The sequence below is a fragment of the Nocardia pneumoniae NBRC 100136 genome, from assembly GCF_000308755.1.
Taxonomy (GTDB): Bacteria; Actinomycetota; Actinomycetes; order Mycobacteriales; family Mycobacteriaceae; genus Nocardia; species Nocardia pneumoniae.
This window is the reverse complement of record NZ_BAGF01000035.1, coordinates 19,957-33,309: the sequence shown is the minus strand read 5'-3', so window position 1 is coordinate 33,309 and position 13,353 is coordinate 19,957. Positions and strand designations below refer to the sequence as shown.

The 13,353-nt window shown below is 67.6% G+C and carries 13 protein-coding genes; 6 read left to right on the top strand and 7 right to left on the bottom strand.

Annotation, left to right across the window (positions count from 1 at the left end):
* Nucleotides 1-466: 466 nt before the first annotated feature.
* Both ON34_RS10015 and ON34_RS10010 read right to left on the bottom strand, forming a co-directional pair.
* The gene (locus tag ON34_RS10015; protein ID WP_040777381.1) at nt 467-880 is read right to left on the bottom strand and encodes a DoxX family protein; all 414 of its coding nucleotides are present in this window, start codon (nt 878-880) and stop codon (nt 467-469) included.
* A gap of 28 nt (nt 881-908) precedes the next feature.
* Nucleotides 909-1,757 carry a helix-turn-helix domain-containing protein gene (locus ON34_RS10010; protein ID WP_040777378.1) on the bottom strand — a complete coding sequence of 283 codons (849 nt, stop codon included), beginning with the start codon at nt 1,755-1,757 and terminating at the stop codon, nt 909-911.
* A 100-nt stretch (nt 1,758-1,857) separates the two neighbouring features.
* On the opposite strand from ON34_RS10010, the gene ON34_RS10005 reads away from it, so the two are divergent.
* A complete protein-coding gene (locus tag ON34_RS10005) occupies nt 1,858-2,328 on the top strand; it encodes a VOC family protein (protein ID WP_040777374.1) in 471 nt (156 codons plus the stop codon).
* Nucleotides 2,329-2,537: 209 nt separating this feature from the next.
* Here the strand turns inward: ON34_RS10005 and uvrB are convergent, their stop codons facing one another.
* The gene (uvrB, locus tag ON34_RS10000; RefSeq protein ID WP_040777587.1) at nt 2,538-4,727 is read right to left on the bottom strand and encodes an excinuclease ABC subunit UvrB; all 2,190 of its coding nucleotides are present in this window, start codon (nt 4,725-4,727) and stop codon (nt 2,538-2,540) included.
* A 396-nt stretch (nt 4,728-5,123) separates the two neighbouring features.
* Between uvrB and ON34_RS09995 the strand changes: the two genes are divergently transcribed.
* Both ON34_RS09995 and ON34_RS09990 read left to right on the top strand, forming a co-directional pair.
* The gene (locus ON34_RS09995; protein ID WP_083889276.1) at nt 5,124-5,774 is read left to right on the top strand and encodes a ribonuclease FAU-1 family protein; all 651 of its coding nucleotides are present in this window, start codon (nt 5,124-5,126) and stop codon (nt 5,772-5,774) included.
* 57 nt (nt 5,775-5,831) lie between these two features.
* Entirely contained in the window at nt 5,832-6,356 is a 525-nt protein-coding gene (locus ON34_RS09990; RefSeq protein WP_040777371.1) for a ribonuclease FAU-1 family protein, read from the top strand.
* Nucleotides 6,357-6,414: 58 nt separating this feature from the next.
* Here the strand turns inward: ON34_RS09990 and coaE are convergent, their stop codons facing one another.
* The 4 genes from coaE to ON34_RS09970 all read right to left on the bottom strand — a co-directional run bounded on the left by coaE (nt 6,415) and on the right by ON34_RS09970 (nt 11,097).
* Nucleotides 6,415-7,617: a dephospho-CoA kinase gene (gene coaE, locus ON34_RS09985; protein ID WP_040777368.1), complete on the bottom strand. Its 1,203-nt coding sequence runs from the start codon at nt 7,615-7,617 to the stop codon at nt 6,415-6,417.
* An 883-nt stretch (nt 7,618-8,500) separates the two neighbouring features.
* Nucleotides 8,501-9,421, bottom strand: coding sequence for an SDR family NAD(P)-dependent oxidoreductase (locus ON34_RS09980; RefSeq protein ID WP_040777365.1), 921 nt, complete (start codon nt 9,419-9,421; stop codon nt 8,501-8,503).
* A complete protein-coding gene (locus tag ON34_RS09975) occupies nt 9,418-10,086 on the bottom strand; it encodes a TetR/AcrR family transcriptional regulator (protein WP_051022336.1) in 669 nt (222 codons plus the stop codon). The genes ON34_RS09980 and ON34_RS09975 overlap by 4 nt, the downstream gene beginning before the upstream one ends.
* A 309-nt stretch (nt 10,087-10,395) precedes the next feature.
* Complete coding sequence (locus ON34_RS09970; RefSeq protein ID WP_040777362.1) at nt 10,396-11,097, bottom strand: TetR/AcrR family transcriptional regulator; 702 nt, start codon at nt 11,095-11,097, stop codon at nt 10,396-10,398.
* 85 nt (nt 11,098-11,182) lie between these two features.
* Between ON34_RS09970 and ON34_RS09965 the strand changes: the two genes are divergently transcribed.
* From ON34_RS09965 to ON34_RS09955, 3 genes are all read left to right on the top strand, one after another.
* Nucleotides 11,183-11,860, top strand: coding sequence for an NAD(P)-dependent oxidoreductase (locus tag ON34_RS09965; protein WP_040777360.1), 678 nt, complete (start codon nt 11,183-11,185; stop codon nt 11,858-11,860).
* A gap of 17 nt (nt 11,861-11,877) precedes the next feature.
* A complete protein-coding gene (locus ON34_RS09960; protein ID WP_040777357.1) occupies nt 11,878-12,660 on the top strand; it encodes an SDR family NAD(P)-dependent oxidoreductase in 783 nt (260 codons plus the stop codon).
* Between the two features lie 126 nt (nt 12,661-12,786).
* Entirely contained in the window at nt 12,787-13,335 is a 549-nt protein-coding gene (locus ON34_RS09955) for a hypothetical protein (protein ID WP_040777354.1), read from the top strand.
* Nucleotides 13,336-13,353: the final 18 nt, after the last annotated feature.

Here is a 13,353-nt window from a genome sequence, read left to right as displayed (position 1 = left end):
CGGTGGGTCGGGTGCCGCGCGGGGGATCTCCCGGCCAGGTCGGGGCGGCGGCGCGGCGACTGGGGTCGACCATAGCGGCAAACCGACCGGAAATATCCGAAATCGCAAGACATCACACTTGGGGTGTTCGACGATTCCCGCCACCGATTCGCCGGAGAATGCCGGAATGGCCCGACCAACCAGCACGGACCCAATTTCGGTGAAGTAAACCTGTGATGTGCCACAACGGAATCGAAGGCGACTGCGCCCCTGGGATATTCGTCACAGGACCGGGCACATCACACACGAATCGGCCCGCCCACGGCCGTGTGAATCACGCACCGGGACGGGCCGACCGAGCTCGGCTACCGCGCCGCTACGGCCACTGCCGATAGTTGGCCCAGAATATGCCGAGAATCGCTCCGATGATGTCCATGTCTTCCTCTTCCCGCGATAAAGGACGTGCAATATTAGCGCGCCGACCGGGCTAGAGGTCGAAAAGCGGCCCGGTGATGGTCAATCCGAGTTCCTCCACGTGCGCGAAGAAGGCGAACAGCATCAGGGCGGCGCCCGCCAGGGCGAGATCCTTGTTGAACTGGACCATCTCTTGCTGCTGGGCTTGCGGATCGGTCTCCTTCCAGAACGCGTGCATCAGGAAGGCGGTCGGCAGCAACATGACCACCAGCAGCAGCGACCCCAGATCGGCCCACACCCCGAGCAACACACTCAGGCCGCCGAGCGCCAGCAGCACACCCGAGGCGAGCACGGCGTACTTCGGCATGGGCACGCCACGGCTCTGCGTGTACCCCGCCATCGCCCCGGTCTGGGTGAAGTGCCCGAACGCGGAGCTCAGGAACAGCACCACGAACAGCACCCGCCCGATCAACACCACGACATCCATCTGCGGCTCCTCGTTGGCTGTCCAGCAACTACGTCCTGGTCGGCATGACCTTCGCGGTGACCTCGTCGCGGGATCGTAGCGAATGTTTGGCATATTCCAGGGGTGCCATACCCACTTCCGCGGTGAACTCACGCGAGAAGTGCGCCTGGTCGAAATAGCCCAGTTCCGCGGCCAGCGCGGCGAGATCTTCGGTCCGGCCCTTGGCCAGCAGATCGGCGCCGTCCTGCAGCCGATAACGCCGCAGCACCCATTTCGGACCCGCCCCGACGTATCGGCGGAACATGCGCTGCAGCGTGCGAGCGGGCACGCCGAAGCGGTCGGCGATCTGGTCGACCCTGGTCAATTCCTGGTCGGCGGCCATGGCGTCGACGATGCGCAGCACCAGCCGGTAGGTCGGATCGTCGACCACGGGCCTGCCCGTGAGGTACTCCTCGACGACGGCGCGGCGCCGCTCGTCGGTGGCGGCGTCGAGCACCCGCTCGGTCAAACCGGCCGCATCGGGCATGACGTCGGTGATGGCGACGACGCGGTCGCGAAAGGAGCCGACGTGGAGCCCGGTGAACGCGCCGAAACCACCTGCCCGGAAGCGGATACCGAATGTCTCCCCGACTCCGCTGAGTTCGCGAATGAATTTGGTGGTGCGCACACCGTTGACGAATCCACCGGTGTGCGTGGCGGATCGCTCGAAGGTGACATTCACGCTCGGATAGGACAGCACCTCGGCGCGATACGGCGGTCTGCCGCGCAGATCCCAGCGCACCGCCCAGTACCACTCGACGTAGCGATCCACCGCCTTGCTCGGCGGCAAACGATGCAACGAGCGATGCTCGGCCTGCTCGGCCGGATGCAGAATGCCTTTGGTGTCGGTGGGCGCCACTGGATTACGCGACAGCCGCGGTCCGGCGGATTCGGCATTACTCGGCACGGTGTCGCTTTCTTACAAGACCCCCGGACCACGATCGACAAAAGTTGTGGTCATGACGAACACAGTGAATCCCATCGCCGACGGCTACCACTCGATCACCTGCTTTCTCGCTGTCGGTGACGGCAACAAAGCCATTGATTTCTACACCGCCGTCTTCGGGGCCGAGGTGCTCAGTCGCAACGACCTGCCCGACGGCCAGCCCGCGCACGCGGAGCTGAAGATCGGCGATTCGACCCTGCAACTGGGAATGCCGATCCCGGACAACGGCGTGCTCGCCCCGAACGGCGAGTGGGTGCACACCTCGATCGTGCACTACTGCCCCGATGTCGACGCGGTTGTGCGGCGCGCGATCGAGCACGGCGCACGCAGCGTCGAAGAACCGCAGACGTTCGTGACCGGCGATCGCTACGGCGTGATCATCGATCCGTTCGGCCACCGCTGGGCGGTGCTCACCAAGGTCGAGGACGTCTCGCGCGAGGAAGCCGAGCGCCGCGTCAACGAATGGCTGGCCACCCAGGCCTGACGGCCCCGCTGCCTCCGCGGCTGGGCGGTGCCCGGTCCGCGGAGGCAGAGCGTCGAAAGTCGACGCCAAGTCCACCTCATGCGGCAGCGCCGCCAGGGTGCGCCGGTTTCCGACGCTCAGCACGGTGACGACCTGGCGACGTACCGCACCAAGCCGCCCGAGCACAGCGAGGCGCCGCACCGAGGACGGCGCGTGGAACACAGTGCGACTCAACTCAATCCGGCGGCGTCCATGCCGCGCAATTCCTTCTTCAGGTCCGCGATCTCGTCGCGCAACCGGCCGGCGAGTTCGAACTGCAACTCCCTGGCCGCGTTCATCATCTGATCGGTGAGCTCTTTGACGAGATCGGCGAGTTCGGCTCGCGGCATCGACTTGACGTCGCGACCTTCGTAGACGCCCGTGCTGACCGCCCGGCCCGGCTCACCCTGGGCGCGCCTGCCGCGGCTGACATTGCGGCCGGAGCCGCCGACCTCCACCTCGGTCTCGTCGGCCTCTCGATACACCTGGTCGAGGATGTCGGCGATCTTCTTGCGCAACGGCTTCGGATCGATGCCCATCTCCTCGTTGTAGGCGATCTGCTTCGCCCGGCGGCGTTCGGTCTCGTCGATGGCGTACCGCATGGAGTCGGTGATCTTGTCCGCGTACATGTGCACTTCGCCGGAGACGTTGCGCGCGGCGCGTCCGATGGTCTGGATCAGCGCCGTGGTGCTGCGCAGGAACCCCTCCTTGTCCGCGTCGAGAATCGCCACCAGCGACACCTCGGGCAGGTCGAGGCCCTCGCGCAGCAGGTTGATGCCCACCAGCACGTCGTATTCGCCCAGGCGCAACTGCCGCAGCAATTCGACGCGGCGCAGGGTGTCGATCTCCGAGTGCAGATAGCGCACCCGGATCCCGAGCCCGAGCAGATAGTCGGTGAGATCCTCGGCCATCTTCTTCGTGAGCGTGGTGACCAGCACCCGTTCGTCGCGCTCGGTGCGCTCGCGGATCTCGTGGATCAGGTCGTCGATCTGGCCCTTGGTCGGCTTGACCACCACCTTCGGATCGACCAGGCCGGTCGGCCGGATGACCTGCTCGACCACCTCGCCGCCGGTCTGCCCGAGCTCGTACGGGCCCGGCGTGGCCGACAGGTAGACCGTCTGACCGATCCGGTCGGCGAACTCCTCCCAGGTGAGCGGCCGGTTGTCCACCGCGGACGGCAGGCGGAACCCGTACTCCACCAGGTTGCGTTTGCGGGACATGTCGCCCTCGTACATGCCGCCGATCTGCGGGACGGTGTTGTGCGACTCGTCGATGACGAGCAGGAAATCCTCCGGGAAGTAGTCCAGCAGCGTGGCGGGGGCCGAACCGGCCGGGCGGCCGTCGATGTGCCGCGAATAGTTCTCGATGCCGGAGCAGAACCCGACCTGCCGGATCATCTCCAGGTCGTACTGGGTGCGCATGCGCAGGCGCTGCGCCTCGAGCAATTTGCCCTGACGCTCGAGTTCGGCGAGCCGCTCGTCGAGCTCGGCCTCGATATCGCGCACCGCGCGCTCCATCCGCTCCGGCCCGGCCACGTAGTGGGTGGCCGGGAAGATCCGCAGCGTGTCGACCTGGCGGACCACGTCGCCGGTGAGCGGGTGCAGGTAGTACAGCGCCTCGATCTCGTCACCGAAGAACTCGATGCGGACCGCGAGTTCCTCGTAGGACGGAATGATCTCCACGGTGTCGCCGCGCACCCGGAACGAGCCCCGGGTGAACGCCATGTCGTTGCGGGTGTACTGCACGTCGACCAGCAGCCGCAGCAGCGCGTCCCGGTCGATCTCGGTGCCCACCTCCAACTGCACCGACCGGTCCAGGTACGACTGCGGCGTGCCGAGGCCGTAGATGCACGACACCGACGCGACCACCACCACGTCGCGCCGGGACAGCAGGCTGGAGGTCGCCGAATGGCGCAGCCGCTCGACGTCGTCGTTGATCGAGCTGTCCTTCTCGATGTAGGTGTCGGTCTGGGCGATGTACGCCTCGGGTTGGTAGTAGTCGTAGTACGAGACGAAGTACTCGACGGCGTTGTTCGGCAGCATCTCGCGCAGTTCGTTGGCCAGCTGGGCGGCCAGCGTCTTGTTCGGCGCCATCACCAGCGTCGGCCGCTGCAGCCGCTCGATCAGCCAGGCCGTGGTGGCCGATTTGCCGGTGCCGGTGGCGCCGAGCAGCACCACGTCGCGCTCCCCCGCCTTGATCCTGCGCTCCAGCTCATCGATCGCGGCGGGCTGGTCACCGGCCGGCTGATGTTCGCTGACCACCTCGAACCGGCCGCCGACGCGCTGGATCTCGCCGACCGGGCGGAACTCCGAGTGCGCGAGCGGCTGCTCGGCGGCCCTGTCCTCGTAGCCCTCCGCCGGAATCTCGGTTGCGAATGCCATGTTCACCAGCCTAGGCCGAGCCACCGACAGATTCCGACGGCGGCGAATCCCCTGATCCGGTGACGCGGTCTGGCCGCGTTTGCGGGCGCTCGCGCGGGGGTGTCCGAAGCGACATTTCCGGCCGCCGACCTCGCGTCGGACAACGGCGACGGCGGTGTTCTCACAGCTGTCCTCGGACCCATCGGCGCATTCGGTTACATGTCCGAAATGTCCGTTGCGGCAACAGGTTTCGTGTTCGAGAACACTTTATCCGGAACCGCGCGCACGACCTCCCCCGGGTGTAACCTGACGTGGTTGTTCTGATGTTGAAGGATGAACCATGAGCGAGCGAAGCGAGCGAATCATCAACACAGCGCGCACCGCGCATGACGGAGCCGAGCGGAGCGAGGTGCAGTCATGAGCGGTCTGATTCCCTTGCTTGTCGCCGCACCCGCCGTCACCGGCCTCGCCGGATACGTCGCCAGAGATCTCCGCACCATGGTTCCCGCTATGGCCGGTGCCGCCACGGCCGCGCCACCGGGGCCCGCCGAGCCGACCACGCCGCCGCCGCACCGGCCGCGGGTGGAGTACTTCAATCTCGCCGAGCTCACCAATACCGACGCCAAGGGATTCGTCCGGCCGGTCGAACGGTTCCATGTCGAGCCGTGGGGTCTGTACATGGCGCGCGCGGTCGGCGGACCCGATTCGCACTATCTGGAGTCCTGGCTGCTGCCGGAGCTCTCGCTGCGCGTCACGGTCGCGCGACGCAACCCCGCACATCACCGAGACCCCGGTTATCGCCTGGACATCGGCGAGTTCAGCCGCATCGGCCCCAAGCGCTGGAAGTCGGTGGACCACTATCTGGACATCGTCGTGCGCCGCGGCCGCCCCGCCGAACTCCTCGGCGTCGACGAGTTGCTGGCCGCGCACGCCGCCGGGCTGGTCGACACGGTCCAGGCGCATCGAGCCGTCGAACGCGCCACGACGGTACTGGACGGACTGGCGGCGCACGACCACAGCGTCGAGGACTGGCTCGGCACGCGCGGCATCACGCTCACCTGGATGTAGCCAGCCGATTACCGCGTCCGGCTCGACGCGGTCGGGGCGGCGGTAGATTCTTGATGCATGACGCAGGCACCTTCCGTCGACGTGCACCGGCCCAAAGTCGAGTACTTCAATATCGCGGACCTGACCAATACGGACCCGAAGGGCTTCGTACGCCCGGTCGAGCGATACCACGTCGAGCCGTGGGGTCTGTACATGGCGCGCACCTCGGATCATCCGCAGTTCCACTACATCGAGTCCTGGCTGCTGCCGAAGCTGTTCCTGCGCGCGACCGTGTTCCACTACCTCCCCGCCCATCGGCGCGACCAGGACTACTACCTCGACGTCGGGGAATTCACCGTGGTCGCGCCGAAGAAGTGGAAGTCCGTCGACCACTATCTCGACATCGTCGTGCGCTCCTCGCGGGAAACCCAGCTCCTCGACGTCGACGAGCTGTTCGCCGCGCACGCCGCCGGACTGGTCACGCTCGCCGAGGCCGAGGCCGCCGTGCAGCACGCGACCGCCGCCATCGATGGCATCGCCGCCAACGGCCACACCTTCGAGGGCTGGATGGAGTCCATGGACATCGACCTGACCTGGATGTAAGCGCTCGGTCGCGGGAATTCGAGGGCTCCTTCCGACCGCCCCGCCCAGTTGCTACACGCTAGCGGTCCCGCCAAGCCAGGGCCCGCGGATAGGCGGCGTCGAACCACGGCTCCTTGACCGCGAGATAGGCCGAGGTCGCCTCCGCACCGCCCAACCCCGCGGCCTTGGCCTCGCCTTCCCGTTTCACCGCGACATATTCCGCGCGAGCGGCGGCGTCGGCGCGCAGCCAGTCCCGCAGCAGCAGGGCGTACTGCTGACCGGGCGAGCCCTCGGCCCGCACGTGCACGTTGGCCAACCGCCCCGGGTCGGCGTTCTGGTGGAATCGCTTGGACCACAGCACGGTGTCGACACCCGCGGGGTCCTGCGGCGTCGGCTTGGGATTGTCCTGGGTGGTCTCCGGCCGAACCGGGAATCCGGCGGCGCCGAGCGCATCCCGCAGGCCGTCGGCCGCGGCCAGGTCGGGGACCGTGATCTGCAGATCGATCACGTCCTTGGCGGGCAGCCCCGGCACCGAGGTCGAGCCGATGTGGTCGATCCGGGACGCGGCGGCGCCGCAGGCTACCCACAATCGGGCGATCAGCCGCTGCGCCTGCGCGGGCCAGTCCGGGTTCGCGGGCACGATCCGCACCTCGCCGCGTCGTGCGGCGGTCCCCGTCCGCAAGTTGTGCTCGAACGGCACCAGCCGCCGGGCCCACAGCCGGCGCACCTCGGCCTCGACCTCGCCGGGCGCGCCACTGTTGTCCAGCAACACGTCGGCAACGGCTCGGCGTTGCTCGTCGGTGGCCTGTGCCGAAATACGCGCTCGGGCATCGGCTTCGGCGATACCGCGAAATTCTACGAGGCGGCGGATACGCGTTTCGGCGTCGACATCCACAACCAGAACGAGATTCATCAGTGGTGCGAGACCGTTTTCCACCAAGAGCGGAATATCCTGCACGACAATCGCGTCCGGCGGCGCCGCGGCGATCAATTCCGCGGTGCGCTTTCCGACCAATGGGTGGGTAATCGAATTCAGTTTCGCGCGTGCGGCGTCGTCACCGAATGCCTTGGCCGCCAGCGCCGGACGGTCGAGACTTCCGTCCGCGGCGAGAATATCGGCGCCGAACGCCTCGGCCAGCGCCGCGAGGCCCTCGGTGCCCGGCGCGACCACCTCCCTGGCGAGCAGATCGGAGTCGATGACCACCGCGCCGAGGTCCGCGAGGACCCTGGCCACCGTCGACTTGCCCGCTCCCATGCCTCCGGTGAGGCCGATTCGTAACATTCGCCCAGTCTCGCATCCGGCCGGGGCGCTCGCCCGCGCCGCCCCGATCCCGAGCGCCGACCGCGTGGCGTGCGATGTACGGGCATGCCGACGGGCGCCCATGGACGGCGATCAGCCCTATTACCCAATGCGGTCGCGCATTCCACCACTTCTGCCGCCGTTTGCCCGATCCGTGACTACGCCGAGACCGATTCGCAACAATTCCGGAGGTTTCCGGTTCGACGAGCCGAGTTTCCGACACGCCGAGGCAATTACTCGCGGAAAATACTTTGGCGGGCACTTTCGTTCGGCTAATCTTCGCCGTGGCGATCCAGGCCGACACCAGCAAAGTAAAGGAACAACATTGGGCACCAGAATCAACCAGACGGGTCGCCACCGCCTGGGTATGGCGGGGCGAGTGCACTGCATTCGGATCCCTGCTGTGGCGGCGGCGCTCGCGGAGCACCGTCGTTCTTGGTTCACCGCGTTCATCAGTCCCGCGCGGCACAGTTTCGCCGCCACGCGGAAGCGCGCGACCGCACCCGCGGTCCGTTGGGTACCTGCAACAGCCAGCTGAACCCCCGATGTCGAAGTGGCCCAGCCTCTCGCCAAGGCTGGGCCACTCTGCTGTGCGCCCCCGCGTCGCGATATGCCGAACGTCGCAGGTCACACGTGGTACTCGAACTAGATGAACCGGGGCATGCGCTCAGGGCGCGGCAGGAGACCGGCAGTCGCAGTTCGTGGTGTGCGTCGAGGCGACATCACGCGAGAAGCGAGGTCGTACGGGGTATCGGCTCGGTGGACGAAGATGCCTCGGAGCGCACCGAAGACCGCCTGCCGCCGTCGCGGCAGTGTGCGTACAAATGCACGATCACGCTCATGCGGCTGCGGTAAGCCCAGCGGATTACCTCTTCTCGATGATTTCCACGCTGGTGGTCCACAAATCCTCGCCTTTGGCGATGTCATAGGACTCGGCGGAGGACTTGATCTCCCGCCGACCGGAGAAATATCGCCCGGTGGTCCCGGCCAATTCGGGTGCCAGCACGAGTCGTGCCAGTGCGGCGGCCGAACGGCGCGGGGTATGAACATTGATTCCCGGGACGATCGTCAGCGCGGGAAGGAGATAGCGCCAGGCCCAGCCTTGGATTCCGTGATAATCCCGGCCGAGCCCGGTACCCGGCATGAGACCCGGATCGAAAGCGTTCACGGTAACGGCGGGCGGGACGGTCCGCGTGTCGAGTTTTCGGGCGAATTGGTAGGTCGCCAGAACGTTGCAGAGCTTGGACGTGGTGTACCGGCGACGACCGGCCGAGCCAGGGGCTACCGTCTCGGAATCGTCCGGATAAGCCAGGTCCCACGCCGTTGTATAGACCGGCGCGGGCATGCCGGTGGGTTTGGCCGGGTCGTGGGTGTCGCTGGCGACGAATACGATTCGTCCAGGCGTGGCCAGTGCGGGCAGAAGTTCGCGGACCAGCAGGAAATGCGCGAGGTGGTTGACCGCGAAGGTCTGCTCGATGCCGTCGACGGTGCGCAGGGTGCCGGAAACGATCTGGGTGCCCGCGTTGCAGACGATCGCGTCCAGCGGCGGAAGCCCCACCTCGCCGAACCCGCGGGCGAAGCCGCGCACGGCGGACAGCGAGGCCAAATCCAGGGGCATTCCCACGGCCCGGTCACCGAGTCGTGCCGCGGCCGTGTCCACCGCGTCGGCGCCGCGGCCGGTGATGACGACGACCCGATCCGGGTCTCCCCGCAGAATCGCTTCGGCGGTCCGGAAGCCAAGGCTGCCCGTGCCACCGGTGATCAACACTGTTCGCCGGGCGCTCATGACCGGCCCTGCCCTGTCCGGTCTTTCGTGTGCTGGGCCCGAGCGATCGCGGCGGGCGCGAGGGCATGCAGCGCGGTGACGAGATCGCCGTACATGGTCGACAAGTCCGCTTCGCCGGGCTCGAGCTGGGTCGCGAAGAAACAGCCGTCGGAGAAGGCGACGGCGAACCGCGCCAGTTCGTCGGCCGCGGCGCGCGCGACTTCGGGCTCGACCGCGTCCGCCAGCATCGCGGCGATCGCCTCGGCGAAGTACCCGCGCGCACGCTCGCGCACCTGCACGACCAACTCGCCCGCGACCTGGTCCGCGCTGCCCTCCAGCGCGAGCAGATAGAACAGGCGCAGGAAAACCGGATGGCTGGTGACCGCGGCCGCGCCGCGACGCCGGACTTCCTCCGTGCGCTGCTCGACGTCGCCGACCAGGTCGTCCCAGCGCGGCAGCCCCGCGAACCACCGCGCCGCCCCGCGCTCCATCACCGCGGCGAGCAACCCTTCCTTGCTGCCGAAATGCCAGTACAGCGAGGTGGCCGCGACGCCGACCTGCTTGCAGATCGCCGACACCGAGGTGCCCGCGTAGCCGCGTTCGCTCATCAACCGCTCCGCCGCATCGAGAAATTGCTCCCTCGACGCCGCGGCGCTTCTGTCCACCTCGACCGACTTCTCCGCCATGCCGCTACTGTAAGGATCGTTACATACAGAATCAAGCCCGTGCGAGTAGCCCACGGCCCCGGCATGCTCCCCCTGTTTCGGTTGTCGTCCACCGGCAGTTACCTCACAATGCCGCCAGGCCCACCGGTCGCTCACACAGCCATCGTGGAGGGGATTCGCCGCGGCGGATTCGGCAGTCCCAAAGCGGCGTGGAGACGGAACACCGGATGACGGCAGCGCGGCCGCACGACGGCTCGCGCGAACAGGCACCCCGATACCGCCGCGACGATCAGCGTTCCCCAGCGCCGCAACGAGATAGGCGGCGCTGACCTACAGCCCGAGGGAGCGGATCAGGTCTACCATCTCGGCGTGGAAAAGCTTTGCGGGAGCTTGTGATTGGGGCCGCAGATGGCCGTACACCTCGAGCGCGATCAAGCCGTGCATCCGGCCCCACATGCGCAACGCGAGAGCGAGCGCGTCCGGAGGCAGCGCCGGAAATTCTGACCGGACGTGCTCGGCCAGGTCCGCGTCGAAGTCCGACCACGCACACGCGCCGATGGTCTGTCGCTGCGCGGCATGCGGCCAGGCAGCCGCCGCGAGACCCACCAAGCCGGTGCAGGCGCGCAATTCGGCCGCCGCGGCGGGGCCGCCGGGTGGCGGCTGATAACCCGGAACCGGGTCGCCGTAGATGAGCCGGAATTCGGCTGGGCGCTCGACCGCCCAGTCACGCACCGCTTCTCCCCACGCCACGATGCGCCCGGCCGGGTCTTCGGCGGGCACGGCGTCGCGCGCCGCTTCGAGGCGGTCGACCAGTGCGGTGTAGACGTCGGAGATGAGCGTGGAGATCAAGTCGTCGCGGGTGGCGTAGTAGCCGTAGACGGCGCCCGCCGTCATGCCCATCTCCCGCGCGATGGCGCGCAACGAGATCGCGTCGGGTCCGCCCTCGGCGAGCAGACGCATGGCGATCGTCTTGATGTCCGCGAGGGTCTGCGCCCGCAGACGTTCCCGGCGACTTCGCACGATCTCGGCCACGGTTGACACTCTACAGCGTTTGGCTACTATCGGCCGTGTCGTTACTGAACGGCGTGTAGTAACTGAACGATGTTTAGGAGTGCTTGTGCATATCGGGGTTTTCGGGGCGACCGGCGTCATCGGTTCGCGGGTCGTCACCGAAGCATTGCAGCGGGGGCATCGGGTCACCGCCTTCACGCGCGACGCCGCGCGGATCCCCGCCGAACGGGGACAGGAGACGTGGGAGGTGGCCGACTGGCTGAATGCCGACAGCATCGCCGCCGCCATCGCGGATCTCGATGTCGTCGTGAGCGCGGTGAACGCGGGACACGGCATCCCGGACACCATCGCCAACGCAAGCAATTTCGTAGTCGGCGCGCAGGCGATGGTGGCCGCGCTCAACCGGCACCCGCGGGTGCGCCTGATCGCGGTGGGCGGCGCGGGCAGCCTGGAGGTCGCCCCCGGGGTGCAACTGCTCGACACCGGCGACGATTTCACCCGCATACTCACCGAGGCGTTGGACGTACCGGCGGAATACGCCGAAGTGGTGCGCGCACTGCGCGACGCCTTGAACGTCTATCGCCAGTCCAATCGCAACTGGACCTACCTCAGCCCGTCGTCCGGCCGGATCAATCCCGGCGCGCGCACCGGTCGCTTCCGCATCGGAGGCGACCAACTGCTCGTCGGCGGCGCGGACATCTCCGCGGAGGACGTGGCCCTGGCTCTCCTCGACGAAGTCGAGCAACCCCGATTCATCCAGCGCCGCTTCACCGTCGGCTACTGAGAAAGGACGCACTGATCATGGAACTCGGACTCACCGGGCGCACCGCCGTCGTCACCGGCGCGGGGCGCGGCATCGGCCTGGCGATCACCCGGACGCTGGCGGCGGAGGGCATGCGGGTCGTCGGCGCCGCACGCACGATCACCGACGAGTTGCGCGCCACGGGCGCCGACGTCGTCTCGGCCGATCTGGGCACCGCGGAGGGCGCCCGAACGCTCGTCGAGGCGGCGGTCACCACGCTGGGCGGCATCGACGTACTGGTCAACAACGTGGGCGGCGCGGAGTTCAACGCGCTCGCCGGATTCCTCGATATAGATGACGACACCTGGCGGCGCACATTGGATCTGAACTTCTTCAGTACCGTGCGGGTGACCAGGGCTGCGCTGCCGAGCCTGCTCGAGCGCCGCGGCACGGTGATCAACGTGTCCTCGATCGTCGGGCGCGCACCGGGCGCCGCGGTCGCCGACTACGGCGTGGCCAAGGCGGCGGTGACGGCGTTGAGCAAGGTGCTGGCCGAGCAGTTCGGCCCACTCGGTGTGCGAGTGAACACCGTGTCGCCCGGGCCCGTGCGGACCGCGTTCTGGGCATCCCCAGACGGGCCGGGCGGAAAGATCGCCGCCGCCAACGGAACCGACGTGGCGGAGTTCCTCCCTCGGCTTCCCGCCGCCGTCGGCATGACCACCGGACGCCTGATCGAGGCCGAGGAGATCGCGGCCCAGGTCGCCTTCCTGGCCTCCGACCACGCTCGCAGCGTCGTCGGCGCCGACCTGATCGTCGACGGCGGCGCGTTGAAAACCGTCTGATCGCCAGGCTCGGTGTCGCGCTCGCGGCACCGATTTCTGTCGGACCCCTCCGGCACAATAGAACGCGTCGGACGTCGCTCTGGTTGCCACGCAAAGTAATCCGCAACCTGAGAGATAGGGGGCACTATGCCCGAGGTCCATGCTTCGACGCCCGACCGCCTGGCCGCGGACCACGAAGAACTCGTGGCCTTCGCGGTGGAGATCGAGCGACACCGGTCTCTGTTGCGCCCCGCGGCGGAGGACTATCGGTGGCGCGTCGCCCAGCGGGTCGAGCACTTGGACCCGTCCGAGCGGGAGCCGTGGCTGCGGCAGGCGGAGCAGTTCATCGAATCGCTGATGATCGACCCGATCCGGCACAGCACGCTGGATCTGGACGCGTACCGCGCCATCCGGGACGGCATGCCCGTGCGATTCGACGCTGAGCGCCGGACATACGTCCTGCGCGCTCCGCAGCGGGATCCGCTGGAGATCCGGCCCGGATTGGCGGAGCATCGGCTGGGCGTCATCGCCCGGCTGGCCACGCTCGGGTTGCGGCTCGAGCAAATCCAGGTCGTCGCGCTCACCACGGCCCAAATGGTGGCGCCGCACGAAGCGGCACAACCGCCTGCCGAAGCGCCCCAAGTCCGTCGCGGTACCACGAAACCCTGGCGGCATGAGCACACCGCCAGGCACTGATGGAAAGACGACTGCGCC

What these genes read in the sequence shown, in the direction of transcription:
- ON34_RS10015 (WP_040777381.1), bottom strand. Translation starts at nt 880, where the DNA reads ATGGATGTCGTGGTGTTGATCGGGCGGGTGCTGTTCGTGGTGCTGTTC.
- ON34_RS10005 (WP_040777374.1), top strand. Translation starts at nt 1,858, where the DNA reads ATGACGAACACAGTGAATCCCATCGCCGACGGCTACCACTCGATCACC.
- uvrB (WP_040777587.1), bottom strand. Translation starts at nt 4,727, where the DNA reads ATGGCATTCGCAACCGAGATTCCGGCGGAGGGCTACGAGGACAGGGCC.
- ON34_RS09995 (WP_083889276.1), top strand. Translation starts at nt 5,124, where the DNA reads ATGAGCGGTCTGATTCCCTTGCTTGTCGCCGCACCCGCCGTCACCGGC.
- ON34_RS09990 (WP_040777371.1), top strand. Translation starts at nt 5,832, where the DNA reads ATGACGCAGGCACCTTCCGTCGACGTGCACCGGCCCAAAGTCGAGTAC.
- coaE (WP_040777368.1), bottom strand. Translation starts at nt 7,617, where the DNA reads ATGTTACGAATCGGCCTCACCGGAGGCATGGGAGCGGGCAAGTCGACG.
- ON34_RS09980 (WP_040777365.1), bottom strand. Translation starts at nt 9,421, where the DNA reads ATGAGCGCCCGGCGAACAGTGTTGATCACCGGTGGCACGGGCAGCCTT.
- ON34_RS09975 (WP_051022336.1), bottom strand. Translation starts at nt 10,086, where the DNA reads ATGGCGGAGAAGTCGGTCGAGGTGGACAGAAGCGCCGCGGCGTCGAGG.
- ON34_RS09960 (WP_040777357.1), top strand. Translation starts at nt 11,878, where the DNA reads ATGGAACTCGGACTCACCGGGCGCACCGCCGTCGTCACCGGCGCGGGG.
- ON34_RS09955 (WP_040777354.1), top strand. Translation starts at nt 12,787, where the DNA reads ATGCCCGAGGTCCATGCTTCGACGCCCGACCGCCTGGCCGCGGACCAC.